This window comes from Sphingomonas sp., from assembly GCF_013816785.1.
Classification (GTDB): Bacteria; Pseudomonadota; Alphaproteobacteria; order Sphingomonadales; family Sphingomonadaceae; genus Sphingomicrobium.
This window is the reverse complement of the sequence record NZ_JACDDV010000033.1, coordinates 1-24,761: the sequence shown is the minus strand read 5'-3', so window position 1 is coordinate 24,761 and position 24,761 is coordinate 1. Positions and strand designations below refer to the sequence as shown.

General features: G+C 64.3%; 22 protein-coding genes, 1 pseudogene and 1 riboswitch. Of the genes and pseudogenes, 7 read left to right on the top strand and 16 right to left on the bottom strand.

The window, feature by feature from the left end:
- Nucleotides 1-36 precede the first annotated feature (36 nt).
- Nucleotides 37-267, bottom strand: a complete 231-nt coding sequence (gene rpmE, locus H0W65_RS08170) for a 50S ribosomal protein L31 (protein ID WP_294006273.1) — start codon at nucleotides 265-267, stop codon at nucleotides 37-39.
- A 102-nt stretch (nucleotides 268-369) separates the two neighbouring features.
- Nucleotides 370-512, top strand: a riboswitch (cobalamin riboswitch).
- A 101-nt stretch (nucleotides 513-613) separates the two neighbouring features.
- On the opposite strand from rpmE, the gene H0W65_RS08165 reads away from it, so the two are divergent.
- Genes H0W65_RS08165 through H0W65_RS08150 form a run of 4 tightly spaced genes read left to right on the top strand, consistent with a single transcriptional unit; the run spans nucleotide 614 to nucleotide 4,833 of the window.
- Entirely contained in the window at nucleotides 614-2,443 is a 1,830-nt protein-coding gene (locus H0W65_RS08165) for a TonB-dependent siderophore receptor (RefSeq protein WP_294006271.1), read from the top strand.
- A complete protein-coding gene (locus tag H0W65_RS08160) occupies nucleotides 2,412-3,158 on the top strand; it encodes a hypothetical protein (protein ID WP_294006270.1) in 747 nt (248 codons plus the stop codon). Before H0W65_RS08165 ends, H0W65_RS08160 begins: the two co-directional genes overlap by 32 nt.
- Entirely contained in the window at nucleotides 3,155-4,111 is a 957-nt protein-coding gene (locus H0W65_RS08155) for an iron ABC transporter permease (protein ID WP_294006268.1), read from the top strand. Before H0W65_RS08160 ends, H0W65_RS08155 begins: the two co-directional genes overlap by 4 nt.
- Nucleotides 4,108-4,833: an ABC transporter ATP-binding protein gene (locus tag H0W65_RS08150; protein WP_294006266.1), complete on the top strand. Its 726-nt coding sequence runs from the start codon at nucleotides 4,108-4,110 to the stop codon at nucleotides 4,831-4,833. Before H0W65_RS08155 ends, H0W65_RS08150 begins: the two co-directional genes overlap by 4 nt.
- Here the strand turns inward: H0W65_RS08150 and fabZ are convergent.
- From fabZ to H0W65_RS08085, 13 genes are all read right to left on the bottom strand, one after another.
- Nucleotides 4,802-5,221 carry a 3-hydroxyacyl-ACP dehydratase FabZ gene (gene fabZ, locus H0W65_RS08145; RefSeq protein ID WP_294006277.1) on the bottom strand — a complete coding sequence of 140 codons (420 nt, stop codon included), beginning with the start codon at nucleotides 5,219-5,221 and terminating at the stop codon, nucleotides 4,802-4,804. The two genes, H0W65_RS08150 and fabZ, sit on opposite strands and share 32 nt — an antisense overlap.
- A 50-nt stretch (nucleotides 5,222-5,271) precedes the next feature.
- Nucleotides 5,272-5,850: an OmpH family outer membrane protein gene (locus H0W65_RS08140; protein ID WP_294006264.1), complete on the bottom strand. Its 579-nt coding sequence runs from the start codon at nucleotides 5,848-5,850 to the stop codon at nucleotides 5,272-5,274.
- Entirely contained in the window at nucleotides 5,850-8,345 is a 2,496-nt protein-coding gene (gene bamA, locus H0W65_RS08135) for an outer membrane protein assembly factor BamA (protein ID WP_294006262.1), read from the bottom strand. Before bamA ends, H0W65_RS08140 begins: the two co-directional genes overlap by 1 nt.
- Before the next feature lie 260 nt (nucleotides 8,346-8,605).
- Entirely contained in the window at nucleotides 8,606-9,715 is a 1,110-nt protein-coding gene (gene rseP, locus H0W65_RS08130) for an RIP metalloprotease RseP (RefSeq protein WP_294006260.1), read from the bottom strand.
- Nucleotides 9,715-10,878: a 1-deoxy-D-xylulose-5-phosphate reductoisomerase gene (locus H0W65_RS08125; RefSeq protein ID WP_294006258.1), complete on the bottom strand. Its 1,164-nt coding sequence runs from the start codon at nucleotides 10,876-10,878 to the stop codon at nucleotides 9,715-9,717. The genes rseP and H0W65_RS08125 overlap by 1 nt, the downstream gene beginning before the upstream one ends.
- Nucleotides 10,875-11,522, bottom strand: coding sequence for a phosphatidate cytidylyltransferase (locus tag H0W65_RS08120; RefSeq protein WP_294006256.1), 648 nt, complete (start codon nucleotides 11,520-11,522; stop codon nucleotides 10,875-10,877). Before H0W65_RS08120 ends, H0W65_RS08125 begins: the two co-directional genes overlap by 4 nt.
- Nucleotides 11,519-12,187, bottom strand: coding sequence for a polyprenyl diphosphate synthase (uppS, locus tag H0W65_RS08115; protein ID WP_294006275.1), 669 nt, complete (start codon nucleotides 12,185-12,187; stop codon nucleotides 11,519-11,521). Before uppS ends, H0W65_RS08120 begins: the two co-directional genes overlap by 4 nt.
- Nucleotides 12,188-12,272: 85 nt before the next feature.
- Complete coding sequence (gene frr / locus H0W65_RS08110; protein WP_294006254.1) at nucleotides 12,273-12,830, bottom strand: ribosome recycling factor; 558 nt, start codon at nucleotides 12,828-12,830, stop codon at nucleotides 12,273-12,275.
- 3 nt (nucleotides 12,831-12,833) lie between these two features.
- On the bottom strand, nucleotides 12,834-13,556 hold the full coding sequence (pyrH, locus tag H0W65_RS08105) for a UMP kinase (protein WP_294006252.1): 723 nt from the start codon (nucleotides 13,554-13,556) through the stop codon (nucleotides 12,834-12,836).
- 115 nt (nucleotides 13,557-13,671) lie between these two features.
- Nucleotides 13,672-14,616: a translation elongation factor Ts gene (tsf, locus tag H0W65_RS08100; protein WP_294006250.1), complete on the bottom strand. Its 945-nt coding sequence runs from the start codon at nucleotides 14,614-14,616 to the stop codon at nucleotides 13,672-13,674.
- Nucleotides 14,617-14,674: 58 nt separating this feature from the next.
- Nucleotides 14,675-15,430, bottom strand: coding sequence for a 30S ribosomal protein S2 (rpsB, locus tag H0W65_RS08095; protein WP_294006248.1), 756 nt, complete (start codon nucleotides 15,428-15,430; stop codon nucleotides 14,675-14,677).
- A gap of 450 nt (nucleotides 15,431-15,880) precedes the next feature.
- Entirely contained in the window at nucleotides 15,881-16,675 is a 795-nt protein-coding gene (locus tag H0W65_RS08090; protein WP_294006246.1) for a phosphatidylcholine/phosphatidylserine synthase, read from the bottom strand.
- Nucleotides 16,672-17,403, bottom strand: a complete 732-nt coding sequence (locus tag H0W65_RS08085; protein ID WP_294006243.1) for a phosphatidylserine decarboxylase — start codon at nucleotides 17,401-17,403, stop codon at nucleotides 16,672-16,674. Before H0W65_RS08085 ends, H0W65_RS08090 begins: the two co-directional genes overlap by 4 nt.
- 109 nt (nucleotides 17,404-17,512) lie before the next feature.
- Between H0W65_RS08085 and H0W65_RS08080 the strand changes: the two genes are divergently transcribed.
- Together H0W65_RS08080 and H0W65_RS08075 are read left to right on the top strand one after the other, a co-directional pair.
- Complete coding sequence (locus H0W65_RS08080) at nucleotides 17,513-18,733, top strand: NADP-dependent isocitrate dehydrogenase (protein ID WP_294006241.1); 1,221 nt, start codon at nucleotides 17,513-17,515, stop codon at nucleotides 18,731-18,733.
- 62 nt (nucleotides 18,734-18,795) lie between these two features.
- Nucleotides 18,796-20,559 (top strand): cation:proton antiporter, encoded by a 1,764-nt coding sequence (locus H0W65_RS08075; RefSeq protein WP_294006239.1) that lies wholly within the window; start codon nucleotides 18,796-18,798, stop codon nucleotides 20,557-20,559.
- Here the strand turns inward: H0W65_RS08075 and H0W65_RS08070 are convergent.
- Both H0W65_RS08070 and alaS read right to left on the bottom strand, forming a co-directional pair.
- Nucleotides 20,537-20,854 (bottom strand): GFA family protein, encoded by a 318-nt coding sequence (locus H0W65_RS08070; RefSeq protein WP_294006237.1) that lies wholly within the window; start codon nucleotides 20,852-20,854, stop codon nucleotides 20,537-20,539. The genes H0W65_RS08075 and H0W65_RS08070 overlap by 23 nt on opposite strands.
- Before the next feature lie 128 nt (nucleotides 20,855-20,982).
- Nucleotides 20,983-23,637, bottom strand: a complete 2,655-nt coding sequence (gene alaS, locus H0W65_RS08065; RefSeq protein ID WP_294006235.1) for an alanine--tRNA ligase — start codon at nucleotides 23,635-23,637, stop codon at nucleotides 20,983-20,985.
- A 79-nt stretch (nucleotides 23,638-23,716) separates the two neighbouring features.
- On the opposite strand from alaS, the pseudogene mtgA reads away from it, so the two are divergent.
- A pseudogene (mtgA, locus tag H0W65_RS08060) lies at nucleotides 23,717-24,439 on the top strand (monofunctional biosynthetic peptidoglycan transglycosylase); the annotation flags it as partial.
- Nucleotides 24,440-24,761 lie beyond the last annotated feature (322 nt).

The following is a 24,761-nucleotide window of genomic DNA, read 5'->3' as shown; positions in this document are numbered from 1 at the left end:
CGTGCTCGCCATGCCCCCCCGGCATGGCTGCGCGCGTCACTTCTTCGAGAGGCTCAGGCCGCCGAAGCGCTTGTTGAAGCGCGCTACCTGACCGCCGCTGTCGAGTAGCTGGCCGCGTCCGCCGGTCCACGCCGGGTGCGCCGTCGGATCGATCTCAAGCTGCAGCGTGTCGCCTTCCTTGCCCCAGGTCGAGCGGGTCTGGTAGGTCGTGCCGTCGGTCATCTGGACGGTGATGAAGTGATAGTCCGGGTGAGTCCCGCTCTTCATGGCAAAATTTCCTTTGAGTGGCTGGTTTCCGACCAGCCGGAAAAGTGAGCCGCGCCCCTAGCGAAGATGGGGTTGCTTGACAAGGCCACGCCTCCTGCCCCACTTCGCGGCCAGGACCAGGGTCCGGCTGCGTAATGGGGCCGGCGAAGGGGGAAGCCGGCGACAATCCGGCACTGTGCCCGCAACTGTGACCGTTCGCCAGCGCGATCGGAAGTCAGATACCCGCCCTGGACCGTCGTCCGTTTCCCGGCCGGGACCAGCCGTGAACCGTGGGCGGTCCGCGTGACCTTAAGTTCGCGCGCCTTCCCTCCGTGACGACATTGTCATGGACCGGAAGGAATTTATTATGATGGATATCGCCACCACCAACACGCCCGCCATCGTCGTCACAGCTTCGCGCGCCAAGGAGAGCGCTGATGACACGCCGGCCAGTGTCTCGCTGATCGATGCTGACCGCATCGACCGTCTCGGGATGCCGTCTGTCGCCGACCTGCTCCGCCTGGTGCCGTCGGCGGCGATCTCGGCCAGCGGCCCCGCCGGATCGCTGACCGATGTGCGCATTCGCGGGGCTGAGGCCAATCACACTTTGTTGTTCGTCGAAGGCATTCGCGCCAATGATCTCGCCGCCGGCAATATCCCGCGCTTCGAACTGCTCAACGCCGATCTCGCGAGCCGGCTTGAGGTGGTGCGCGGACCGCAATCGGCGCTGTGGGGATCCGAAGCGATCGGCGGCGTGGTCGCGGTCAGCGGCGACGCATTCGGTCAGACCAGGGCGCTGGTCGAAGGGGGCAGTTTCGGCACCTGGCGGGGGGCGGCGCGGGCCAGCGTCGGCACCGCCGACCAAAGCGCATCAATTGGCATCGCCACCCAGCGTAGCGACGGGATCGACAGTTTCGACGGCCATGGCGATCATGACGGCTTCCGCAATGCGGCCCTGCGCGGATCAGGACGCATGAGCGTTGCACCCGGCATCGCCCTCGGCGGGTCGGGATTTGCGCTATGGGGCAAGAACCAGTTCGACGGATTCAATCCCGCAACTTTTCAGCACGACGACACGCTCGACCAAAGTCGCAACCGGCTCGCCGCGGGCCGCGTTTTCGTCGAAGCGGGGCAACGCGAGTCGCGATACGTCACCGCCTCGGCGAGCCTGCTCGGCTCGTCCAACCGTAATTACCTCGATGAGACCTTCCTCAATCGTACCGACGCGAAACGTCGAACGCTGGGGCTGGAAGGCGGCCTTCATTTAGGCGAACAAATGTTGATCGCCGCGCTCGAGGATGAGCGCGAGACGTTCGAGGCGCGGGATGACCTCTATTTTGGTGCGACCGACCAGGGTCGCATCCGCCGCCACCAGTCGTTGACCCTTGAATGGCGTGCTGGCGGACTGGGTCCGGTTTCCGGGGGCGTTGCGCTGCGCCACGACATTTTCTCACGGTTCAAGGATGCGACCAGCTTGCGCGCCTCAATTCGAGGGGCGCTGGGTGGCGGCTTCTCGCTGGCCGGAAGCTATGGAGAGGGCATCGGCCAGCCGAGCTTTTTCGACCTCTACGGCTTTTTCCCCGGCTCGTTCGCTGGCAATCCTTCACTCAAGCCCGAATCGAGCCGCGGCGGTGAAGTGTCGCTTCGCTACCGCGGCTCGCGCGCCGGCGCTGCGCTGACCTATTATCGACAGCAGCTCAGGCAAGAGATCGTCGATGTGTTCGATCCTTCGACCTTCCTCTCGACCGCGGCGAATAGCGATCGCAAGAGCCGCCGCCAGGGGGTCGAGGTTGAAGCCGACTACCAGCCTACGGAACACGTCCGCCTGACCGCCACCTATGCCTTTCTCGACGCGAGCGAGCCGTCGGTTGCTGGCGGGCTGGTCAAGGAGCAGCGCCGCCCCAAGCACAGCGGCAGCATCGCGCTCGACGGCACTGCCGGAAGGCTGAGCTACGGCGCGTCGATTGCCTATGTCGGCGCGCATGTCGACACCGATTTCGGCAGTTTCCCGGCGCGGCGCATCCGCCTCGGCGCCTATTGGCTGGCGGGGGCGCAGTTCGCCTACCGCCTCGCCGGGCCGCTCGAGGCCACGCTGCGTGTGGCCAATGCCTTCGACGATGATTATCAGGACGTCGTCGGCTACCGCACCGAAGGGAGGAGCGTCCATGCCGGTTTTCGCGTCGCTCTTGGCCGCTAGCGGTGCGCTGCGCGTCGCCTCCTTAAACCTGTGCACCGACGAGTATCTGCTGCTGCTCGCGCATCCAGGCGAGATCGCCAGCGTCAGCCGCCTGTCGCACGATCCGGCGGATTCACCGCTGTGGCGCAAGGGCCGCCGTGCGTTGGCCAATCTCGGTACGCTTGAGAGCGCCCTTCCGTCGCGCCCAACGCTACTGCTGACGATGGGCGGCGGCGGCAAGGCGAGTGCAATGATCGCGGAGCGGCTCAGGATGAAGACGCTCGATCTCCCCTTCCCCGCCAACCTTGAGGACGTCGAGGCCAACATGACCCGCGTCGCCGCCGCGCTTGGCGATCCAGGTCGCGCGGCGAGTTGGCGCAGGAAATTGCGGCGGCTGCGCGCCACCCTGCCGCGTCCCCGAGATGCGATTTACCTCTCCGCCGGGGGCATTAGCGTCGGCGCCAATTCGCTTGGCGCGCAATGGATGCTCCTCGCCGGGTTTGCCCAGCGCCCGCTTCCCGGCGGCCGTGCAACCCTGGAGACGCTGACGCTCCACCCACCCGCAATCCTGCTCCGCGCGAACTACCGCCGCGCCCAGCCCTCGCTCGGCCAGCGCTGGCTCGCCCACCCACTTGCTCACCATGCGGCTCGCACGGTCGACACCGACGGACGCGCGTGGACCTGTGCCGGCCCCTCATTGGTCGAGGAGATCACGCGTTTACGGGGAGTTGGATGAGATTTCTCATAGTTTTTGCCATGATAGCGGTGGCGGTGGCGCATCTCCTCCTGCCGTTGGCGTCGCTTGACGAGGCACGGTCGATCGATCCCGTGTTGGCCCGGGTCATTCTGGTGGAGTTGCGCCTACCTCGAACCTTACTCGTAGTCAGCTACGGAATGGTGCTCGGGATCAGCGGAGCCGCCCTGCAGGCGACGTTCGCCAATCCGCTCGCCTCGCCTGACATCAGCGGCGCGTCGAGCGGGGCGGCCCTGGGGGCGGTGCTCGGCGGCTATTGGCTGGGGATCACGCAGCCGCTGGCGCTGGCCGGATGCGCCGCCGCCGGCGCGGTCGCAGCTCTACTGTTCCTGCTGCTCCTGGCCGGGCGCCGCGCGGACAGCACCACCCTCCTCCTTGCCGGCCTGGCCCTCTCGCTGGCGGCCGGGGCGGGCACCAGCCTCGCCCTGGCGCTCGCGCCGTCGCCGTTTGCCTTTTACGACGCATTCGACTGGCTGATGGGCAGCTTCGTCGACCGCAGCCTCGGCCAGGCCGCGGCAGCGCTTATTCCGGCCGCCATGGCCTCCCTCCTGCTCCTCCGCCGCGCCCGCGCGCTCGACCAGCTGGCGCTGGGGGAAGACGTCGCCGCCTCGCTCGGCCTGCACCCCCGCGCATTGGCGATAGAGGTCATCGCCCTCTCGGCCATTGCGGTCGGCGCCTGTGTGTCAGTGGCCGGTGCGATCGGCTTCGTCGGGCTGGTCGCGCCCACCCTCGCTCGGCGGCTGTCGCGCGGCCATCCCGGCCGGGCAATGCTTCCGGCGGCGGCGATCGGCGCGTTGCTCCTCACCCTCGCCGACCTCGTTGTGCGCGCCGTGCCGCTCGCCCGCCCGATCCCGGTCGGCGTGATCACCGCCTTGTTCGGCACTCCCCTGTTCCTATGGCTGGTGCTGTCGATGCGCCGACGGGTGGCGGCATGACGTCACTAGTCGCTCAAGCCGTGTCGCTGGAGACTCGCCTCAAGCCGACCGACCTGACGGTTGGCGCCGGCGAGCTGGTGGCCGTGGTCGGCCCCAACGGCGGCGGCAAGACCAGCCTCCTGCGCGCCCTCGCCAGGGTTGAACGCGCCGGCGGGACCGTCCGGATCGACAATGAGGATGTCGATCAAGCGTCGGAAGCCAGGCGCCGACGCTTGCTGTCCTTCCTTCCCGCCTCGCGGGATCTGGGCTGGCCGATCGCGGCGCGAGACGTAATTGCCCTTGGCCTGGAAGCACGCGACGACCGGCGGGTCGGTGAGCTGATCGATTTATTCGAGCTCGGCGCGCTCGCCAATCGCCCCGTCGATCGGCTGTCTACCGGAGAGCGGGCGCGGGTGCTGATGGCTCGGGCCCTCGCTTCGCGGCCGCGGCTGCTGCTGCTCGACGAACCGCTGTCAAATCTCGATCCTTACTGGGTGCTGCGCTTCCTCGATGTTCTGCGTGCCTGCGCCGTGGCGGGCCAGTCGCTGCTGGTCGCGCTGCATGACCTTGCCCACCTCTCGCGTTTCGACCGGGCGATACTCGTCGCCGATGGCCTGATCCAGATGGACGAACCGCCCGCCGACCTGTTGGCGAGCGAGCGTTTCGGCGAGATTTTCCGGGTCGAACGCGACCCGACCGGCGGTTGGGCGATCAGGCCGGCGGATCGGCGATCATCGCGGTGAAGCTGGCTTCGGCCGCAAGCTTGCCGTCGACCGATGCGCGGCCAGCGAACTTGCACACGCTTGACCGCTTCTGAACGAATTCGACGTCGAGCTGGAGCAGGCAGCCGGGTTCGACCGGTGTGCGGAATTTGGCCCCATCGATGGCCATAAAATAGACCAGCTTGCCGCTGTCGGCGAGACCGAGGCTTTCGACCGCCAGCACGCCCGCCGCTTGCGCAAGCGCCTCGACGATCAGCACTCCCGGCATGATCGGCCGCCCGGGAAAATGCCCCTGAAAGAAACCTTCGTTGATGCTGACCGCCTTGATCGCGGTGATCGACCGGTCGATGACAAGCCGCTCGACGCGGTCGACCAGCAACATCGGATAACGGTGCGGCAGCGCCGCCATCACCCGCCGGATGTCCAGCGGGCCGATGGCGGCCCCCGATCCCGTGTCGCTCACCGCCCCTGCGGCGCCTGGGCCTGGGCCGGAGCCGTGGTCACGACGCTGGGCAGCGCGGCGTTGAGCGCGGTCAGCACATCGGTGGTGATGTCGAGCGTGGCCGCGAAGCGCAGCGCAGCTCCGGTGTCGAGCAGGACGTTGGCGCCGCGGCGATCCATTGCCGGCTGAAGCAGCGGGACCAGCCGTTGGTTGACCTGCTGGCCGACATAGGCCTGGTTGCGCTGGATCTGATTCTGCTGGCGCTCCAGTTCCTGGCTAGCGGTCGCTTCCTTCGCTTGGAACGCCTGAATACGGGCGCGCAGCGCAGCATCGGGTTCCTTGCCATTGAGCGCGGTGACGGATGCCGTCAACGATTGCCGCTCGGGCTGCAACTGGGTCGTCAGCTGCTGGCGACGCGTGTTGAAGGCCGTCACTTGCGACTGGAGCGTGGCGCCCGCGGTCCTGCAAGCGTTGCATTCACGGCCGATGCGGTCGAGGTCGACGACCGCGACCTTGGCGGCGGGAACGGCCTGCGCGAAAGCGGGAGTAGCGATGATGGTAGCCGCAAGAAGCGCGGCCGCAATGCGAATGGTCATCAGAATTGGGTTCCTACGTTGAATGAAAAGAACTTCGTGTCATCCCCGTCCTGCTTGAGCAAGGCCTTGGCGATATCGATACGAAGCGGACCGAATGGCGAAACCCAATTGGCGCCAATGCCGATCGACAGGCGTGGCTTGGGGGAATTGCCGAGGAAGCGTTCGACGAAGCCCGGAGCCGAAGTTTCGCCCGTATCGCACGTCTGTTCAGGTGGGACCGTCCTGGTCGAGGTCGTCGTAGTGTCACCGGTCGTTGTGGATTTCGTACAGAAATAGCCTATGTTTGTGAGCTCGGGCTTCGTAAGTTTCCAAAGCGACCCAACGTCGATGAACGCCGATGGCCGGATACCTAGGCTCTTGAGGCCAGAACTGATCGGAAACTCAAGCTCGATACGGCCCATATAATAGGCCCGGCCGCCCAGCGAATCGCTGACGACATTCTTGTCGGATTCCACCAGCGTCGTGCCATCGAGTTCATAGTTGCGGCGCTCGATCCTGGGCCCGATGCCGCGGATGTCGAAACCGCGCAGCTGCGCTCCGTAAAAACGGTCGTTGAGCCGGATCGCATCGCGAAACGGCCCCGGCGCACTTTGCAGCGGATGAATATAGCCGCCCTCGGCGTGCGCCGACAGCACGAAGCCCTTGGGAAGGCCGATATATTTGGTCGCGTCCAGGCGGGAACGGAGATATTTGACGTCGCCGCCAAGCCCGGCGAGATCCTGGCTCAGGATGAGCCGCTGGCCCCGCGTCGCGCGGATGCCGTTCGTGTTGTCGAAGGCGACCGTGTAGCCGAGGGACGAAGTAATCCGCGCCCCGATTTCGTCGCACAGATAGCGTCCGGCCTTGATCGGATCGCAGGCCAGTGGCAACGGCCCTGTGTCGTCCGGATCGGTATAGAAGCTCGACTTGCTGAGCGAAATCTTGTCTTGCGACAGCGAATAGCGCGTCCCGAAAGTCACGAATTCGGTTACTGGAAATCCGAGCCGAAGCCCGCCGCCAGTCGATGATTGCCCGTATGTGCGATTGCGCTCATTACCGATGAAGTTGAAGCTGCTGAGGTCGCGGCGATAGATTTCGCCCCCGAGCAGGATGTTCTTGTCGAACAAGTAGGGCTCGGTGAATCCCAGATTGACCGCCTTGGAATAGCGTGAGTAATTCACGCCGGCCTGCAACTGCTGACCCTTGCCCATGAAGTTGCGCTGCGCGATCGACGCCGAAATGATGAAACTCTCGAGGCTCGAATAGCCGGCCGACAATTGCAGCTCGCCGGTCGATTTTTCCTCGGCATCGACATTGAGCACGACCCGGTCGCTCGACGACCCCTGGGCCTGTTTGATTTCCAGATTTTCCTGGAAGAAGCCCAGGCTCTGAATACGGTCCTGACTGCGCTTGACCTTCAAAGCGTTGAAGGCGTCGCCTTCATTGAGGCGGAATTCGCGGCGGATGACCTTGTCGCGCGTGACGGTATTGCCCTGAATGTTGATCCGCTCGACATAGACGCGGGGTGTCTCGCCGACGCGGAAGGTGAGGTTCATCTCCTTCTTTTCGGCATCGCGATTGAAGTCGGGCGAAACGTCGGCGAAAGCGTAGCCCTTGGCGCCGGCGAGCTCGTTGAGACCGGTAACCGTGTCCTCGACCAGCTTGGCGTTGAACCACGCTCCCGGCTTGATCCTGACGATGCTCTTGACGAACGCGGCATCGAAATCGCGCAGTTCGCTCTCCGCTTCGACCGTGCCGAACTTATAGCGGGCGCCTTCTTCGACGACGTAGGTGATGATAAAATCACGGCGGTCCGGCGTCAGCTCGGCGAGTGCCGAGACGACGCGGAAATCGGCATAGCCCTGCGTCAGGTAGAAGGCGCGCAGCTTCTGCTGGTCGGCGGCGAGGCGATCGGGATCATAACTGTCGTTCGACTTGATGAAACCGAGCACGCCGCCGGCTTGGCGCGTAAACATTTCCTTGCGCAGCCGTCCGTCCGAATATTGATCGTTGCCGATGATGTTGATCGCGCGGACCTTGGACTTGTCGCCCTCGCTGATCTCGAACACCAGGTCGACGCGGTTCTGGTCGAGCTCGACGATCTTCGGCTCGACCGACGCCGCGAAGCGGCCTTGGCGGCGGTACAGCTCGATGATCCGGTCAACGTCGGCGCGAGCTTTGGAGCGGGTAAAAATCTGGCGGGGGGCTAGCTTGATCTCGGGGGTGATCTTGTCCGATTTTATGCGCTTGTTGCCCTCCAGGACGATCCGATTGATCACCGGGCTTTCGCGCACGGTGATGATCAGGTTGCCGGTATCCGTGCCGGTGATCACTGCGTCGGCGAACAATTCTGTCGCGTAGAGATCCTTGATCGCCTGATCGAGCGTTTCAGCCGTATATACCTGACCCGGCGACAAATTGGCATAGTTGCGCACCGTTTCAGGCTCGATCCGTTCGGACCCCACCACCCGGATCGAACGGATCGTGCCGGTTGCTGCGACCGGGGCCGACGTCACCACGGGGGCAACAGCGGGCGGGGCCACAGCGGGTGGCGCCACCGCAGCCGGCGGCTGGGCAGGCGCGCCTTGCGCGAGAAGCGAAGCGGACGAGCCGCCAAGTACGGTCGAAGCCAGGAAAAGCGTGCTGATCCGCCTGATCGAATGAGTGCTGCTGGAAATCACGCGTCCCCGCCTAGGTTATGGGCGCCGATTGCCGACGGCGCCGCAAATGATGGTTTAGCCCTGCCCCAACATGTCGACCCAATCAAGCGCCCGAGTCATTCAAACAGGCCGAAAGAGACAAGGTCGTTGGCCGTCGTGAGGAAGAGAAGTGCCAGCAGCAGGGCAAGCCCGCCGCGAAACGCCCAATCCTGCGCGCGGGCGCTGACGGGTCGCCGCCGGACCGCTTCCGCGGCATAGAAAACAAGATGTCCGCCATCCAGCATAGGGACTGGCAACAGGTTGATGAATCCCAGATTAATCGAAAACAGCGCGAGCAGCTGAATAAACTCGAATGCGCCGAGACTTGCCTGTTGTCCGGCGATCTGCGCCATTTTCAGCGGCCCGCCCAGATCCTTAGTGGATCGCCGACCCGTCACGATCTGGGCGAGGCCGTCGATCATCGATCGAGTCATCGCCAGCGTCAGACGGACGGACTGCGGTATAAGCGCGCCGGCGCTAGGCCGCTCAAACACGCGCTTGGGCTGGGCAATACCGAGCAGGCCGATCCTGTACGTCTGACCGAAGTCGTCCTTGGTCTGATCGACGCCGAGCCGAGCAACCGTTTGCAGCAACCTCCCCTGCCGTTCTAGCCGGATGGCGACTTGCTCGCCCGGCCGGATGACGACAATCCGCCTTATATCCTCAAACGAGGGCGTCGACTGGCCAGCGATTTCGATGATCCGATCGCCAGTTCGTAACCCCGCCGCCTCGGCTGCCGAGCCTTTGGTGATGGCCGCAGCGACCGGCGGTGTGCTCGGCATGCCATAAGAAGCGAAAAAGGCCGCGAAGATAAAAATGGCCAAAGCGAAGTTGGCCACCGGGCCGGCCAGCACAATCAGGAACCGCTGCCACCACGGCTTGTTGTGAAAGGCTACGACGCGCTGATCAGCGGTGAGTTCCGCGTCAGCCGCCGCCTGGCTCGCCGGGTTCATGTCACCGACGAAGCGGACATAGCCTCCTAGCGGCAGCCAGCCGACCTTCCATCGGGTGCCGCGCTTGTCGCTCCAGCCGAAGATTTCGCGGCCGAAGCCGATCGAGAAGCTATCGGCCCCGACGCCGAACCATCGCGCAACGATGTAGTGGCCAAATTCGTGGATAAACACGAGCGGCCCGATCGCGCATAGGAAGGCGATGGCAATGAACCATAGCGGCGGCTGGTCGAGCATCAGGCGGCGATCTCGCGCATCAATTCGCCCGCCAGTAGCCGGGATCCGCGGTCGATTTCAATAACATCCGCGATCGATGCAGGCGCTGTGGAGGCCGTCCGGGCGAGCGCCTTCTCGACCAGGCGGCAAATGTCGAGGAATCCAATCCGCCCGGCGAGAAAGGCCGCGACCGCACTTTCGTTGACCGCGTTGAGGACGACCGCCTGTGCTTCCCCGGCCTCGAGCGCCTGGCGGGCCAAGCCAAGCGCCGGGAACCTGTCGCCGTCGGGCTCCTCGAACGTCAAGCTGCCGATCCGCGCCAAATCGAGTTTTTCCACCGGCGTTTCCATCCGCCCGGGCCAGGCGAGCGCATGGGCGATCGGAACGCGCATGTCGGCACTGCCGAGCTGGGCCAGCGTCGACCCGTCGATATACTCCACCATCGAATGAATCACCGACTGGGGATGCACCAATATGCTGATCCGCTCCGAAGGCAGGCCGAACAGATGATGCGCTTCGATCAGTTCCAGCCCCTTGTTCATCATCGTCGCCGAATCGACACTGATCTTGGCGCCCATTGACCAATTGGGATGAGCCACTGCCTGCGCAGGAGTGATCGCCGCCATTTCCTCGCGCCCATGGGTGCGGAATGGCCCGCCGCTCGCGGTCAGCACCAACCTTGAGACATCGCTGGAGCAATTACTCGCAAGACATTGAAAAATAGCATTATGCTCGCTATCGACCGGCAAGATGGTCGCGCCACTGCGCCTTGCCGCTTCGATCATCAGCCCGCCAGCGGTTACCAGCGCCTCCTTATTCGCCAGCGCCACGGTGCGGCCGGCCCCGACCGCCGCCATCACTGGCTCCAGCCCGGCGCAGCCAACGATCGCCGCCATCACCCATTCGGCCTCGCCCGCGGCGGCCTCCGCCAGCGCCTCGCTTCCGGTCTCCGCACGGCAAGCGGTGCCGGCCAACCTCCCTTGCAATTCGCCGAGCAGCGAGGCGTCGTCGATGACCGCTAGCCGCGCCCCAGTTCGACGCGCCGCATCGGCCAGCGCCGCGACATTTTTCGCGGCGGTCAACGCGACCACTTCAAAGCGATTCGGGGACCGCTCGATGAGGTCGAGGGTCGAAGTGCCTACCGACCCGGTCGCGCCGAGTATCGAGACGGTGCGGCGGCTCATAATACGCCGCCAACCATCAGCATCGCGGTCAGCGCCGCCACCGGGACGAGGCCGTCGAGCCGGTCCAGCAGGCCGCCGTGCCCAGGCAGCCAGGTACCGCTGTCCTTGACCCCGGCGCGGCGCTTCAATCCGCTTTCGAACAGATCGCCGGCCTGCGCGAGGGCTGCAAACGGCGCGGCAAGCCAGAGTACCGCCTCGGGGAGCTGCGCCGCTATTGCCCAAGCACCGCCGAGCAAGGTCGCGCAGGCAACTCCACCGACCAGCCCGGCGATCGTCTTATTGGGGCTGATCGACGGCGCCAGCTTCGGCCCGCCGATCGCCCGGCCGGCGGCATAGGCGCCGATGTCGGTCGACCAGACGATGACAAATACCCAAATGAGGAGGTCAGCGCCCTGGCCGATACCGGCGGGTCCGGCGCGCTCGCGGATCCACAGCAAAGACAGGGCGGGCAGCAAGCAGTAGACGAAACCGGCGAGCTTCCAGCCCAAACCCCATCGCCCGACCATCCGGGTCCATTCGACATACATGACGGTCGCGACCAGCGCGACCGTCAGCGCGAACGGCCATCCCCCGACGAACGCCAGCGCCAGCGCGGCGACGATCAGTCCGACGCCGACCAGCGTCCGCTTGGCAAGTTCGCTCATCGACCGCCGAACCGGCGCTGCCGCGCCGCGAAGTCGTGGAGCGCAGCCTGGAACGACGCCTTATCGAAATCGGGCCACAACGTATCGACGAACAGCAGCTCGGCGTAGGCCGCCTGCCACAGGAGGAAGTTCGACAGCCGTTTCTCCCCCGACGTGCGGATCAGCAGGTCGAGGTCGGGAAGATCGCTGGTCATCAGCTCGGCCGCCATGGCTGCTTCGTCGACCGCGGCAGGGTCGATTTCACCCTTGGCCGCCTTTTCCGCCAACCGCCGCGACGCACCGACAATCTCGCTTCGCGAGCCATAGTTGAGCGCGATCACCAGCGTCAGCTTGCGATTGTGCCGAGTTACCTCGACGGCCAGTTCAAGCCGGTCGACCAGGTCGGAGCCGAACGCCGTATGATCGCCGATCAGGCGCAACCGCACTCCCTCGCGCGCCAATTCGGCTAGCTCGCGATCGAGGTAGAAGCGCAGCAGTCCCTTGAGGTCGCTGACTTCCTCCTCCGACCGGCGCCAATTCTCCGATGAAAATGCATAGAGGGTCAGCACTTCGACCCCGGCCTCGACCGCGGCTCGCAATGTATTGCGCACCGCTTCGGCGCCGGCGCGATGGCCGGCCACGCGTGGCAATGCGCGCTTCGCGGCCCAACGGCCGTTGCCATCCATGATGATCGCCACGTGACGAGGAGCCCTCCCGTCACCGTGGGAAAGCGCACCCCCCGCAGCGGCGGGCGTGGCGGTCAATTAGCGCTCACTTTCCCAGGATTTCCTGTTCCTTGGTATGGGCGGCGGCGTCGATGTCGGCGATGGTGGTGTCGGTCATTTTCTGCACTTCATGCTCCAGCCGCTTGCGTTCATCTTCGCTGATCTCATGCTTTTTCTCGTCGGTCTTGAGCGCGTCCATCCCATCGCGGCGGACGTTGCGCGCCGCAATCCGCGCCTTTTCGGCATATTGGCCGGCGAGCTTGGCCAGTTCCTTGCGCCGTTCCTCGGTCAGGTCGGGGATCGGCAGGCGGATCATCTGCCCGTCGGAGATCGGGTTGATGCCGAGGCCGGCCGAGCGGATCGCCTTCTCAACCGCGTTGACATTGCCCTTGTCCCACACCTGTACCGACAGCAGCCGGGGCTCGGGCGCGGAGATGGTAGCGACCTGGTTGATCGGCATGTTGGCGCCATAAACTTCGACCTGGATCGGATCGAGGAGCGCGGTAGAAGCGCGACCCGTGCGCAGTCCGCCAAGATCATGCTTCAGCGATTCGGTCGCGCCGGTCATCCGGCGCTGTAAGTCTTGTCTGTCATAGGCCGGCATGGCTCACTCCTCGTTCTGAACGATGGTCGCGGTTCCGGCTCCGCTCAGCACCTCGGCGAGATTGCCCGGTTGACGAATGTTGAACACGACGATCGGAATATCATTGTCGCGGCACAACGCGACGGCGGCGGCGTCCATGACCCTGAGGTCGTCGGCCAGCACCTGGTGGAAGCCGAGGTGATCGTAGCGGGACGCGCCGGTCACCTTCTTCGGATCGGCGTCGTAAACTCCATCGACGCTGGTCCCCTTGAACAGCGCGTGACAGCCCATTTCCGCGGCTCGCAGCGCGGCGGCTGTATCGGTGGTGAAATAGGGATTGCCGGTCCCGGCGGCGAAAATCACGATCCGCCCCTTTTCCATGTGGCGCATAGCGCGACGGCGAACGTACGGCTCGCACACGCTGGCCATCGGGATAGCCGACTGGACGCGGGTGTCGACGCCGATCTTCTCGAGCGCGTTCTGCACCGCGAGTGCGTTCATCACGGTTGCCAGCATACCCATATAGTCGGCGGTCGAGCGGTCGAATCCAGCCGCGGCGCCGGCGATGCCGCGGAAGATATTGCCGCCGCCAACAACTAGACAAAGCTCATGCCCGGCTGCCTTTGCCGCGGCGATTTCGCTGGCCATTCCGGCCACCGTATCGGGATCGATCCCGAACTGGCGCGGCCCCATCAACGCCTCGCCAGACAGCTTCAGCAGAATGCGATGGAAGCGCGGGCGAGTCATGCAGTCTCCTGACATATCGACAGCCCGATGCGAAAGCAGGGCGGGAGCGCTTTAAGACGCCCCCGCCCCGCTGCCAACACTCTTCTCCCCTCCCGCGAGCGGGAGGGGAAGAAGGTCACCCGACCGGTTCGTCGTTCTTGACGCCGGCGGCGGCGGCGACTTCGGCGGCAAAGTCGCTTTCGGCCTTGGCGATGCCCTCACCGAGTTGGAAGCGCTCGAATGCCTTCAGCGTGATCGGGCTGCCCGCGTCCTTGCTTGCCTGCGCGACAACATCGGCGACCGGCGTTTTACCGTCAATCACGAACAGCTGGCTGAGCAGGGCGTTTTCCTTGCGGAACTTGGCGATCGTGCCTTCGACCATCTTCTCGACGATGTTGGCCGGCTTGCCGCTCTCGTTCGCCTTTTCGGTGGCGATCGCCTTTTCGCGGGCGAGCAGGTCGGCATCGAGGGCATCTGCATCGAGCGCCAACGGGTTGGCGGCCGCGATGTGCATCGCCAGCTGCTTGCCGAGCGAGCCCAGCGCGTCGGCCGATGCCGCGCTCTCCAGCGCAACCAGCACGCCGATCTTGCCCAGGCCGGGGACGACCGCGTTATGGACATAACTGACCACCGCGCCTTCGGGAACTTCAAGCACCGCCGTGCGGCGAAGCGACTGGTTCTCACCGATCTTGGCGATATTGTTAGTCAGTGCTTCCTCGACCGTGCCGCCGGATGAATAGGCCGCCGCCTTGAGCACCTCGACCTCCCCACCGGCGTCAAGCGCCAGCCTGGCGACCTCGGCGACGAACGCCTGGAACTGTTCGTTCTTGGCGACGAAGTCGGTCTCCGAATTGACTTCGACCATGGCGCCCTTGGTGCCCGCGACGGCGACGCCGACCAGCCCCTCGGCGGCGGTGCGGCCGGCCTTCTTGGCTGCGGCGGCGAGGCCCTTGGCGCGCAGCCAGTCGACCGACGCTTCCATCTCGCCGCCATTCTCGGCGAGCGCCTTCTTGCAATCCATCATGCCGGCGCCGGTGCGCTCGCGCAGTTCCTTCACCGAAGCGGCGGTGATCTCAGCCATGTCTTGATTCCTTCATGTTCCCCGGCGAAGGCCGGGGTCCAGCAAATTAAGAAAGAGCCTAAGCCTCCAGCGCGACTTCCGCCGGCGGTTCGGCCATCGCGCCGACGTCCTCACCGCGGGCCTGGGCGTTGCCGGTCTTGCCCGCCAGCGCCGCATTGGCGACCGCTTCGCTGTAGAGGCGGATGGCGCGGCTGGCATCGTCGTTGCCGGGAACCGGGAAGGCGATGCCCTGCGGGTTGGAGTTGGAATCGAGAATTGCAATGACCGGAATGCCGAGCACATTGGCTTCCTTGATCGCCAGTTCTTCCTTGTTGGTGTCGATCACGAACATCACGTCGGGCAAGCCGCCCATGTCGCGGATGCCGCCGAGGCTGTTCTCAAGCTTGTCGCGCTCGCGGGTCAGCTGGAGGACTTCCTTCTTGGTCAGGCCGGCTGTGTCGCCCGAAAGCTGCTCCTCGAGGCTCTTGAACCGCTTGATAGAGTTGGAGATCGTCTTCCAGTTCGTCAGCATGCCGCCGAGCCAACGGTGGTTGACAAAATGCTGGCCCGACACGCGCGCCGCCTCGGCGACCGCGTCCTGCGCCTGGCGCTTGGTGCCGACGAACAGGACCTTGCCGCCACGGGCCACGGCTTGCTGGACGAACTCGAGCGCGCGGGCGAACAGCGGAACGCTCTGCGACAGGTCGATGATGTGAACGCCGTTGCGATCGCCGAAGATGTACGGCTTCATCCGTGGGTTCCAGCGGTGGGTTTGGTGGCCAAAATGGGCGCCAGCTTCGAGCAATTGCTGCATCGTGACGACGGGAGTCGCCATAGGATAGTCTCCTTCCGGTTAAGCCTCGGCGAGTCCGTGTCACCGATCGTTCGATCGGCACCGGTATTTTGAACCCGCCTGTGGGATGAGCGCGCCCTACCCGATGCCGTCGGCGCATTCAAGCATTTCGACCAAGAGTTAGGAACTAGAACATAGATGGAACAAAACTGCTTGACAGAGTCAGAACAAGTAGCGAACATTCGTTTGAGTTGAAGCGACTGCTGGGCGGTTTCGGAACCTAAACGTTCTTAGGCTGTTCAGCCCCGAAACGGAGGATTCCCCCGATGATCGCCATGATCGCCATGATCGCCACCCTTGCCTTGTTGTGCTTTGCCATCGCCGCGCTGGTCAATCTTGCGCGTCGCGACGGGCGCAAGGTCCTCTCCGCCCTTGCCGGCCACAGCTGGGCCGCGGAGGCGCCTCTAGCACTCTGCCCGATCACTATCCGATTTACGGCGTCGACGGCGCCACCTCGGCGGGTGCGCGCGCGGCCACAGTGGCGCGCCGCTGCTTGACCCGGCCATAGCTAGCGATGCTGAACGGCAGCATCGCCAGGTAGAGTGCAGATATCGCTAGCAATGTCACCCAGGGCTCATTGAGCAGCGCGGCCCCGAGTAATGCGACTCCTGCCAGCGCGAACAACCGCCAGCCGCGGCGGATCCGTATCGAAGACCAAGTGTAAGTAGGAACACTGGAAATCATCAGCATGGCGATGAACAATGTCCAAGGCATCATCAGCTGCCATTGGCGGAACAGGTCGTTGCCGCTGATCAGCCACAGGTAAAGCGGGACAAATGCCAACCCCGCACCGACTGGCGCGGGAACGCCAGTGTTGAAACCGGCCGACTTGTGCGGCTGGTCGTCCACATCGATGCGGGCATTGAACCGGGCGAGCCGAAGGGCGCAGCAAACGGCCAGCGCCAACGCAGCAATCCATCCGAAACGCGGCGCGTCCTGCAGCGACCAGAGGAAGATGACCAGCGCCGGGGCCGTGCCGAAGGCGATATTGTCGGACAGGCTGTCCAGTTCGGCCCCGAACCGGCTTTGTGCCCTCAACAGGCGCGCGATGCGGCCGTCGAAACCGTCAAGCACACCGGCGCCAACAATCGAGGCCAACGACAAGGCCCAGTCACCACTGATGGCGAACCGAACACCGGTCAGGCCGAAGCATAAGGCCAGTGCCGTGATGGCATTGGGGACAAAGGCGCGCAACGCGATCCCGCCTCGCTCTGGCAGGTCGCTCACTGGCTCCGGCCGCTGCGCTGACGATCGACCCCGATTTCGCCAAGGATCGTTTCGCCGGCGATCGTCCGCTGGCCGAGCAGCACCTGGGCGCTGGCCCCGGCGGGTAGATAGACGTCGACCCGGCTGCCGAAGCGGATCAGGCCAATGCGCTCGCCAACCTCGATGCGGTCGCCCTCCTTGACGAAGCTCATGATTCGCCGCGCGACTAAACCGGCGATTTGGGTGAAGCCGATCTTTGTGCCGTCATCCCCCTCGACCAGGAAATGCTGCCGCTCATTATCCTCGCTAGCCTTGTCGAGGTCGGCGTTGAGAAACTTGCCGGGGACGTAAGCGACGCGGCGAATGGTGCCGGCAATCGGCGTTCGATTGATGTGCACATCGAACACACTCATGAAAATCGAAACACGGGTGAAGTCGCCGCTCAGGCCCCCGTCGGCCGCCAGCTCGGGCGGCGGCGGGACCTGAGTGATCATCGTCACCAATCCGTCGGCGGGGGCAATCACCAGCTTCGGATCCTGGGGCGTCGTGCGAACCGGATCGCGGAAAAAAGTCGCGACCCAGATCGTCACCATGACCAGCAGCCAGCCGAGGAAATGGCTCACCAAGCTGTAGGTCACCAGCGCCAAGAAAGCGGCAATCAGGGTGAATTTGCGGCCCTCCGGATGGACAGAGGGGAAGCGCCATTTGACCGTGGTCAGGTGGCTGTCGGGCTTGTCGAGCGAAGGCATGGGCGGTCCTTAGGCACATCGGCAACGCCCCGCAATCCACGCGGTTGCCTTGGGCCAGCCTGTTGCCTAAGGCCCGCCGCAATTCTCTAATCGGATGCAGGACGCGACCATGGCCAAGATCAAGGTGAAGAACCCCGTCGTCGAACTCGACGGCGACGAGATGACCCGGATCATCTGGCAATGGATTCGCGAGAAGCTGATCCTGCCCTATCTCGACGTTGAGCTGCTCTATTTCGACCTCGGCATCGAAAAGCGCGACGAGACGGACGACAAGATTACGGTCGAGGCGGCCGAGGCGATCGCCAAACACGGCGTCGGCGTCAAATGCGCGACGATCACCCCTGACGAAGCCCGGGTTGAGGAATTTGGCCTCAAGAAAATGTGGAAGTCGCCCAACGGCACTATCCGCAACATATTGGGCGGGGTCGTGTTTCGCGAGCCGATCGTCATCTCCAACATTCCGCGCCTGATTCCCGGTTGGACCGACCCGATCGTCATCGGCCGCCACGCCTTCGCCGACCAGTACAAGGCGACCGATTTCCGGGTCCCGGGCAAGGGCAAGTTGACGATCAAATGGGTCGGCCAGAACGGCGAGGAGATCGAGCACGAGGTGTTCGATTTTCCTGCCGCCGGGGTTGCGATGGGGATGTACAATCTCGACGAATCGATCCGCGATTTCGCCCGTGCCTCGCTGAACTATGGTCTCAATCGTGGCTGGCCGGTCTATCTGTCGACCAAGAACACCATCCTCAAAGCCTATGACGGGCGCTTCAAGGACATCTTCCAGGAAGTGTTCGACGCGGAATTCAAGAAGGCTTTCGACAAGGCAGGAATCGAATATCAGCATCGCTTGATCGACGATATGGTCGCCAGTGCGCTCAAGTGGAGCGGCAAGTTCGTCTGGGCCTGCAAGAATTACGACGGCGACGTCCAGTCGGATCAGGTCGCGCAGGGCTTCGGCTCTTTAGGCCTGATGACCTCAGTCCTTCTCTCGCCCGACGGCAAGACGGTCGAGGCCGAAGCGGCGCACGGCACAGTCACCCGCCACTATCGCCAGCATCAACAGGGCAAGGCGACTTCGACCAACCCGATCGCCTCGATCTTCGCCTGGACCGGCGGCCTCAAGTTCCGCGGCCAATTCGACGAGACACCCGAGGTGGTCCGCTTCGCTGAAACGCTCGAGCGGGTGTGCGTCGAGACGGTCGAAGGCGGGGCGATGACCAAGGACCTCGCTATCCTAGTCGGCCCAGACCAGCCGTGGATGACCACCGAGCAGTTCTTCGAGGCTATCCGCGTCAACCTCGAAGCGGCGATGGCGGTGCCCGCGTAACTCCAGTGCGTGAGCGGGATGGCGCCGCTGTTTTTCCGGCGCATCCCGCGCTAGGCCAAGGCATGGCTGGCGACTTCACCATCACCCCTGCCCTGTCGGATGCGCTGACCATTCTCGGCGCCGCGGGGATCGTTATTCCGGCCTTCGCGCGGCTCAGGATCAATCCAGTGATCGGCTTCATTCTGGTCGGAATCGTCGCCGGGCCGTTCGGGCTGGGCGCCCTGGTTCAGCGCTATCCGTGGCTGGAGGCGTTTAGCATCACCGATCCCCAAGGCATCGAGCCGTTCGCCCAGTTCGGGATCGTCCTCCTGCTCTTCTCGATCGGGCTAGAACTCAGCTTTCGGCGACTGTTCGCCATGCGGCGCATGGTGTTCGGAATCGGCGCGGCCGAAATGATCGTCACCGCTGCCTTGATCGGCGGCGCGCTGTGGATCGGTGGATGGGCGGGACAACCGGCCCTATGGCTGGCGCTGGCGCTGGCTATGTCATCGACCGCGTTGGTTTTACCGATTTCAGGGACGCAAGGCCCGGTCGGCCGCTCTGCCTTGGCGATGCTGTTGTTCGAGGATCTGGCGCTGGTGCCGATACTGTTCCTGATCGGCGCGGCGGGTGGCAGCGGGACGGGCGGGCTCGGCCGGGTCGCGATCGAGGCGACGCTGGTAATCGGCGCAATCCTGCTGGTCGGACGATTCGTCCTGCCGGCGCTATTCGCCCAGGCCGCGCGGTCGAAAAAGCCCGAGCTCTTCCTCGCGATTTCGCTGCTCGTCGTGATCTTGGCGGCGACGGTCACGGCCTCGGTCGGCTTATCGCCCATCCTGGGCGCACTTCTTGCCGGCCTGGTGATTGCCGAGACCGAATACCGCAGCGAAGTCGAGGTGGTGACCGAGCCGTTCAAAGGCTTGGCGCTCGGCGTGTTCCTGATCACCGTCGGCATGCGGATCGACCTTGGCGCCATGGCCGGGGATTGGCCAACGCTGCTTGGTGCGCTCGCGGCGGTGATCGTGGCCAAGGCGATCGTCACCGGGGCGCTGTTGCGGATGGCGGGCGCGCGGGCCGGAGTCGCGGCTGAGACCGGCCTCCTCATGGCAAGCCCGTCGGAAACGACCCTGATCGTGCTTGGTGCGGCCGGCGTCGCGGGCATTTTGGGAGCCGACACCGTCGCCTTCTGGTCGGCGGCGACCGCTCTTGGACTGACTATTACGCCGCTGTTGGCGAGCCTTGGGCGCTTAGCCGCGCGCCGTGTCGATCGGGCCGCGCTTGCCCACCAGGAGATAGGGCCAACCGAAGACCGCACGGTCATCTTCGGTTTTGGCCGCGTCGGGCGGATGGTCGCCGACATGCTGACCGAGCACGGCCGCGACTATCTGGCGATAGATAGCGACATCGACAGCTATAAAGAGGCGAGAAACACTGGTTGTTCCGTGCTTTACGGCGATGTTTCAAGGCGGGAGCTGATCGAAAAACTTGATCTCGACAAGGCTCGGGCGGTGGTGCTGACGATGGATGATCCGGTGCTGACCGCACGCATCGCCAAGCGGCTCCGCGCCGACCACCCCGCCCTGCCGATCATCGCCCGCGCTCGCGATATCGAGCACGCCGCAACGCTGTACCGCGCCGGTGTCACCGACGCCGTGCCCGAGGCACTTGAGGCGTCGCTGCAACTCTCTGAGGCGGTGCTAGTCGACATCGGCGTCCCGATGGGCCCGGTGATCGCCAGCATCCATGAGAAGCGCAGTGTGCTTCGCGCCGAGATCATGGAAGCGGGGCAGTTGGATGTGGAGCCGAGCTTGGGACGACGGAGGGTCAGGGACACGCGACCGGCATAAAGGTCAGTCGTCCAGCTACATAGGTCCGATGTTCCGGATTGTCTGCCGGGTGGCGATCGCCGTCATAAACGACGATATCAAGGAAATCGAACGGCGAAACCCCGTCGAGGCACGCGACATTGATGCCCAACTGGTTCGGGTTCGATCGTCGCGTGTGATGCGTGTAGATTCCGCACGTCCTGCAGAAATGGTGCTCCGCCATGCCCGTATTGAAGCGATAGCTCGCGAGTTGATCGACCCCCTTGGTCAATCGAAACCCATCATGCGTTGACGTAACCGTCACGGGCCCGCGCATCCGGCAAATGCTGCAGGTGCAACGCCGCGCAGACGCGAAGCCCAACGGAAGCTCGGCGGTGAAGCGAACTTCGCCGCAATGGCACGCACCGTCGAGGGTTATCGGGTCGCGCGAGCGGTAATCGATTGTCACGCCGCGACCTTTTCCAATGCCTCGCGCACTGCCTGCACCGCTTCCTGGGCCTTCGCGCCGTCCGGCCCGCCGCCCTGCGCCATGTCGGGACGACCACCGCCACCCTGCCCGCCTAGTGCGGCGACCGCGGCTTTGACCAGGTCGACCGCCGAGACGGAAGCGGTGAGGTCGTCGGTGACGCCAACAGCGACGCTCGCGCGGCCGTCGTTAGTCGCGACCAGCGCGACGATGCCGCTCCCGATACGGGCCTTCATAGCATCGACCTCGCCGCGGAGGTTCTTGGCGTCGAGGCCGTGGACGACCTGGCCAAGGAAGGCGCGGCCGGCGATTTGTTCAGGGCCGGCGACTTCGGACTTACCGCCGCCGCCCATTGCCAGCGCCTTCTTGGCGTCGGCGAGCTCGCGCTCAAGGCGGCGCGTGGCCTCGACGAGCGCGGCGACGCGGGCGGGAACTTCGTCGGGGGAGGCCTTCAACGTCGCCGCGACATCGCGCAGCTTGGCGTCTCGGTCGGTCAGCCACAGCCGCGCGCCTTCGCCAGTCAGTGCCTCGATCCGGCGGACGCCCGAGGAAACCGCGCTTTCGCTGACGATCTTGAAGATGGCGATGTCACCGAGTGCAGTGACGTGAGTACCGCCGCACAGCTCGACCGAATAATCGGCCTCGACATCGCGGCCCATCGACAGGACGCGAACTTCGTCGCCATATTTTTCGCCGAACAGGGCCATTGCACCCGCGGCGATCGCGTCATCGGGGGTCATCAACCGGGTGGTGACGGAATGGTTCGAGCGGATGTGGGCGTTCACTTCGGCCTCGATCGCGGCGATATCGGCGGGAGTGAGGGCCGTGGGATGCGAATAATCGAAGCGCAGCCGGTCCGGAGCGACAAGGCTGCCCTTTTGCGTGACGTGACGGCCAAGGCGATGACGAAGCGCGGCGTGGAGCAAATGGGTTGCCGAGTGGTTGGCACGAACAGCCGCGCGGCGCTCAACGTCGATAGACTGGTGCAGCGTAGCACCCACCTCGACGGTGCCTTTCGTGACGCGCGTACGCAGAGCGTGAAGCCTGGCGAGCGGTTTCGACGTGTCGTCGACTTGGCCTTCGAAACCATTGAGCGAAGACAATTTTCCTGCATCGCCGACCTGTCCCCCGCTCTCGCCATAAAACGGTGTCTGGTTGAGGAGGATCGTTACGGTCTCGCCTTCGCCAGCCTGATTCACGCGGGCCCCTTCCTTGACCAGCGCCAGCACAACTCCTTCGCCTTCATGCCCGGAATAACCGATAAACTCGGTCGGCCCGGCTTCCTCGGCGAGGTCGTACCACAATTCGTCCGATGCCTTATCGCCCGACCCTTTCCAGGCGGCGCGGGCGGCGGCTTTCTGCTCGGCCATGGCGACGTCGAAGCCGGGGCGATCGACGGTCATGCCGCGGGCGCGAAGGGCGTCTTCGGTTAAATCGTAGGGGAAGCCGAAGGTATCGTAGAGCTTGAACGCGGTTTCGCCGGGGAGCGAGCCGTTTTCGTCCATCGTCGCAGTGACTTCGTCGAGTAGCTTGAGGCCGTTCGCAAGCGTCTGGCGGAAGCGGGTTTCTTCTTGTTGCAACGTGGCCTCGAGCAGTGGCTGGGCGCGGACCAGTTCGGGGTAGGCGGCGCCCATTTCGGCGACCAGCTCGGGCACTAGGCGGTGCATCAACGGGTCTTTCGCGCCGAGCAGATGGGCGTGGCGCATCGCCCGGCGCATGATCCGGCGGAGGACGTAGCCCCTGCCCTCATTGGCCGGCAGCACGCCATCGGCGACAAGGAAGCCCGATGCGCGAAGGTGATCGGCGATGACCCGGTGGCTCGCCTTCCGCTCTCCCTCGGCGCGGGTCTTGGTCAATTCCTCACTAGCCGCGATCAGCGCTCTGAATGTGTCGGTTTCATAATTGTCGTGGACGCCCTGCATGACGGCGGCGATGCGCTCCAGACCCATGCCGGTGTCGATCGACGGTTTGGGCAGATCGGATACGATCTCGCCGCCGCGCTGCTCATGCTGCATGAACACCAGGTTCCAGATCTCGACGAAGCGATCGCCGTCCTCGTCGGCGCTGCCGGGCGGGCCGCCGGGGATATGGTCACCATGGTCGTAGAAAATTTCCGAGCATGGTCCGCTAGGACCGTCGTCGCCCATAGACCAGAAATTATCCTTGGTGGCGATGCGGATGATGCGATCGTCTGGGAGCCCAGCAATCCGCTTCCAATAATCCCCGGCCTCATCGTCGGTGTGAAAGACGGTGACGGTTAGCCGGCGGGGATCCAGCCCCCACTCCTTGGTAAGCAGGGTCCAGGCGCGGTCGATCGCGACATCCTTGAAATAGTCGCCGAACGAGAAATTGCCGAGCATTTCGAAGAAGGTATGGTGGCGCGCCGTGTAGCCGACATTGTCGAGGTCGTTGTGCTTGCCCCCGGCGCGAACGCATTTTTGTGAGCTGGTGGCGGTCGAATAGGGCCGGGATTCGAGCCCGGTGAAGACATTTTTGAACGGCACCATCCCGGCATTGACGAACATCAAGGTCGGGTCGTTGTGCGGCACCAGCGGCGACGATGGCACACGGGCATGACCCTGCCCTTCAAAATAATCGAGGAAGCCGCGGCGGATGTCGTTGGTCGAAGTCATGCTTTGCAGATATGGGAGATGGTGCGGTGCGGCAAGCGGTGGCGCTTGCGCTCGACGCCCATCGCGCTAGGCAGCCGCCATGGCGAAACACCCTAAGAGCAGCGTTCCTTCCTACAAGCGCAAACGCAGCCGGGGCGGCGGATTCGTCCGCAAGTTCCTCAAGTTCATCGTCGCGCTGGTCTTGGCCTCTATTCTCTGGGTGCTAGTTTATCGCTTCATCAACCCCCCGATCACGGCGACGATGTTGGGCGACGTCATCGCCGGGCGCGGGGCAGCCAAGGAGTGGATGGGTCTCGACCGGATGGACCGCGACATGGTCCGCGCCGCGATCGGGGCGGAGGACAGCAAGTTCTGCAGCCACAACGGCTTCGACCTTGAGGCGATCGAGGACGCGATGAAGCGCAATGCCAGCGGCGGGCGAATCCGCGGCGGATCGACGATCAGCCAGCAGACCGCCAAGAACGCCTTCCTGTGGCAAGGCGGCGGATATCCGCGCAAAGCGGCTGAGGCTTACTTCACCTTCCTGATCGAGCATCTGTGGGGCAAGCGGCGGATCATGGAGATCTATCTGAACCTCGCCGAGACCGGAATAGGAGCCTATGGAGCCAACGCCGGATCGATACGCTATTTCGACCATGACGCCTCGGCGATGAGTGCCACCGAGGCGGCGCGGATCGCGGCGATTCTGCCACTGCCCAAGAAGCGCGGGGCGGTCGCGCCCAAGGGCTTCACCCGGCGGTACGGCAATTCGATCGCAGCGCGGGTCGGGGCGGTCGGGCGCGACGGGCTCGATGCCTGCATTTACAAGGGCACGCCCGCGCCGGTGAACAAGGCGCCCCCGACGAGCAAGGCGCCGCGGGAATTGCCTGGCGCCGAATATGAGACTGTCAGCCCGCCACCGGCCGAGATGTCGGTCGACGAGACCCGGATCGAAACGCCGACGGCGACCGAGCCGGCGCCCGGGAATCCGAGTGAAGCGTTGCCGCCGGCGAACCAGACGGTCCCGGACGAAGCGCCGGTTGTACCAGATTCACCACCACCACCCCTTGGGTGACCCTGCTAGGAGCGACTATGTCAGTATCTCTGTTCAGCTTCGTTGAAATGTATGGAATGGGGTTGGGCAC